The sequence below is a fragment of the Nocardia sp. NPDC004123 genome (assembly GCF_053603795.1).
Genome location: NZ_JBSGGG010000065.1, coordinates 1 through 3552 on the forward strand (window position 1 = coordinate 1; position 3552 = coordinate 3552).

Consider the following 3552-nt stretch of genomic DNA (forward strand, 5'->3'; position numbering starts at 1 on the left):
TGGCGGCTGTCCATCTGCGCCGGTCCCGGTGTCCCGGCCGGTTTCACCGGCAGTAGCGGTTCGATTACCGCCCACAACTCGTCATCCACGATCCAAGGTGCAGCCACACCGAAACATCCTGCACTGCAACAGAACCCGACGCCAACCGGCCGAACCTGTTAGGAGCTCTTAGTTCTCGTAATCGCACTGCGCGCATGTCCAGAACTCAGCTCCCCTTATTTCACAGCTATTGTCGGCTACGACGCGCACAGATAGATCACGATCGAACCGCAATGCGTCAAATACGCCCCGGGCTTCAGTATCGGAAATTCCGATTCTATCAGGTACGACAGGCGGTGCAATCTCGCAATGCAGCGGGGTCGCTGCCACACCCTTGCGAGATGGCTTGCCATGTGGCAAGGGGACCACCAGGGTACGCAACGGACATTTCACCCCGGCGTGGATCGCTTTGCCTCGCCACACAACCCAAGCTGGCCGGCAATCCACAAGCACGACCTGCGCGGCCTCCACCCGGTCGCCTACAAAAGGCATCGCGTCCGGGATGAGAACCATCGTCCTACCCGGCGAGCAACACGAACCGCTGCCCCATCCCTGCGGGGCTTGCCCACCTGATGTTATCGAGGGCGCGGCGCCTGCTCTCACCTGTGAAGACATCTGGACAGACACAGGTCTACGCCACACTGGACTCCCCGTGGTACTGGGCGATGTGGTCGACCAGGACCTTGCGGCGAACGTCAGGGTCCATGGCAAGCACTTCGTCGAGCTTGGTTCTGGCGAGGTCGTCGGCCGGAGTGAAGATCTGAACCCAGGCCCCAGCGATGACAGGGAGGGACATACTGGTCAGGTAGAACTCCAGGTCACCGGTGATGAGGTTGCGGATCGTCTTGGTGCGGGCAAGAGGAAGCGACACGTCGTTGCGCGCCCACAGCGTGGCGAAGGCGGGGCTATCGTTCACCATCGAGGCGATGAATTCCGTCCAGCTCGGGTCGCCCAGGTGCTTGCCGTAAGCGGAGCGCAGATAGCCGACCATGCGGGCCAAATGCTCTGGCTGGCGCGCGTATTGGTTGCAGCAGAGCGGGTTGAGGAACACGCGCCGGATGACGTTGTGTTCGTCGTTGACGAAGCCCGGGCAGAGGGCTTCGTATGCACCGTTGTAGGCGATCACGTCGTAACGCGCCGATAGCACGGCGGCGGGCAGCGGATGAAGCTGCGTGAGGATGACATGCAACTCCGGCGGCAGCGCTTCTTCGTCGTGCGGGCTGGGTACGGTAGGTACGTCGGCGAGCCGATAGAGGTGCTCGCGTTCTACGGCGTCGAGCGCGAGAGTACGGCTGATCGCGTCGATGACATGCACACTGACGTTGATCCGACGACCTTGCTCGAGCCAGGTGTACCACGTGACGCCAACGCCCGAAAGCTGAGCAACTTCTTCCCGCCGTAGGCCGGGCGTACGGCGACGCTGACCCCGTGGCAGTCCGACGTCTTCCGGCATGATCCGGCCCCGGCGGGACCTCAGGAATGCTCCGAGTTCGGTGCGCCGTACTTCAGCCGCCGCGCGTGTATCGATACTTTCAGACATATCCCCACTCGATCTCACCACTGGTTCGATGTGCACCTATGGAGTGTGCAACCAAGATGTCACCCCGGCCAGCTGCGCCACCTCTTCACGCCGCAGCCCCGGGGTCCGCCGGCACGCGCCGCGGGCAGGCCGACATCCTCCGGGCGGATGCGCTCCCGCCGCGACTTCAGGAAGGTCGACATCTCCTCGCGCCGGGCCTTGCGTACCGACCGCGAATTGCCATTGCGCACGGCCGCTTCCGTGACCGTCTCGACGCCGCTGAAACCCCGGAGAATCGGGACGGCGGCCGGTGAGTAGCTCGACGACGTGAATTTCCCACCACTGTGCCTGCTCAGCGACCTCAGCAGGCAGATCCGCGATCTGCTCAGACGGTGGGAACGGCGGCTGGCGCCGTTCGTCCAGCAAGGCGAATCCGGGGTCGGCGAGGATCTGCGAAACTGGGACGACCCGTTCGGTTCCGGTGACGTTGCGGATTCTCAGGTCAGTGCCGGTCACCTCGATGACCGTGTATTCGCTTCCGCCGCAGCGGAACCGGCTTTCCGGAGCCAAGATGTCGACGCGGCTGGTCATCGTCGTTCACCACCGATGATCGTGCCCGGGCCCAGCCGCGCTGTCTTGAGATCGACGGCCAGGTCCTGACACCACAGCAGATGAAACAGGGTCGGCAACACCACGATCGGATCACCGACCTCCCCGACCCCCTCGGCCAGCGGTCGGGCAGCGGAGAAGACCTCGCTGAACTGAGCAACCAGGCCAGCGCGACGACATCGAGGATGGCGATAACCTGACAACCACCGCAGATTCGCCGCGTGGACCGGCGACATGTCACCGAGGCGGCGATACTGCCACCTGACCGAATCACACAGTGCCGCAGTCTGATCGAACGTCGCCTGATCATCGGCGTCGATCCGCGAGTCCGGACGGACATCGACCACGATTGCCCCGCCGTCGCACAGCCGCAGGAAGTAGTCCGGGACATGCTGTTTCGCCGGCCAGGACAATCGGAACGGCTGGGAGCCGATCCCGCTCACCTGCGGTGACGAGTCGAACGACATCAGCCAATCACGCTCCACCCAGGATTCGTAGCCGATGTGTGAACCCGTCGTCGCCGACCACCACGACCCCGAGAAGTTCTTCTGACCACGGAATGAAAGGATCCTCCGCGCCGGTTCGACCCTCTCGAAACGTATTGCTGCGCAAGCCAACAAGGGCAACTTGCAGCGACCGCCGGCACCTGGGTCGACGAACTCCACCCAGCAGTCATCACCACCGGCAACGGCGACGACAACACCCACGACCCGGACCCCCGAGCAAACAGTCGGAACCAACGATCCGCGTCAGGTTAATGGCAGAAGCCCCGCACTTGTGCCAGAACGATGGCAATACGTCAGGTCAATTGGCAAAGGACAACCGCACCCCGAACTTGAACCCCTTTGGTTCCGCTGATGAATCCCGACGTCGGTTATCGGTGAACTCTGGCATCGATCGGCGGGCCGAGACCTGGTGGCATCGGCCAAATCTGACCTCATCGCCGAGCGCATCCGGCTGTCTGGGCGTGTCCGGCGAGCGCACTATCCAGAATGCCCGTACATCGGAGCGGCTCAGTCGCTGATCCACCAGCCGAGAGGGTTGTCGTCTTCGTCGTAGACGTTGCCGTACCCCCATGCACAGGCATGCTCGGTCGCCCATCCCTCGATCACATCCTCTATCGCAGGAAAACCGACCGCGACCGGCACTGTGATCACGATGAAATGTCGGTCGGGCGGCATCTCGACCACTCCGCCGAGCCGCTCGAATCCCGCAGTGAGAGTGTTGATCCCGGAATCGGAGGGCGGCATGGCCGTCGGGTAGGCCCGCACGCAGAGATTCCCCCCGCGCCGCAGTACCTCGAAACCGCCGTCGTCGAACACGCGAAGATGGTCTCCGGCGGCGAAATCGTAGGTCAGGCCGGGACTGCCGAGAATCTCATAGTC

General features: G+C 63.1%; 4 protein-coding genes. All 4 read right to left on the reverse strand.

All coding sequences use genetic code 11. The features are described from left to right. Positions 1-670: 670 nt before the first annotated feature. On the reverse strand, positions 671-1579 hold the full coding sequence (locus ACWEQQ_RS44890) for a helix-turn-helix transcriptional regulator (RefSeq protein WP_452352548.1): 909 nt from the start codon (positions 1577-1579) through the stop codon (positions 671-673). Positions 1580-1615: 36 nt separating this feature from the next. Next, positions 1616-2149, reverse strand: coding sequence for a hypothetical protein (locus ACWEQQ_RS44895; protein ID WP_452352549.1), 534 nt, complete (start codon positions 2147-2149; stop codon positions 1616-1618). Beyond that, entirely contained in the window at positions 2146-2874 is a 729-nt protein-coding gene (locus ACWEQQ_RS44900; RefSeq protein WP_452352550.1) for a TnsA-like heteromeric transposase endonuclease subunit, read from the reverse strand. Before ACWEQQ_RS44900 ends, ACWEQQ_RS44895 begins: the two co-directional genes overlap by 4 nt. A 306-nt stretch (positions 2875-3180) precedes the next feature. After that, positions 3181-3552, reverse strand: a 372-nt coding sequence (locus tag ACWEQQ_RS44905) for a DUF4265 domain-containing protein (RefSeq protein WP_452352551.1), incomplete at its 5' end; no start/stop codon positions are given.

Bases quoted from the DNA above. Each gene is read 5' to 3' on its own strand.
- ACWEQQ_RS44890 (WP_452352548.1), bottom strand. From the start codon at position 1,579: ATGTCTGAAAGTATCGATACACGCGCGGCGGCTGAAGTACGGCGCACC.
- ACWEQQ_RS44895 (WP_452352549.1), bottom strand. From the start codon at position 2,149: ATGACCAGCCGCGTCGACATCTTGGCTCCGGAAAGCCGGTTCCGCTGC.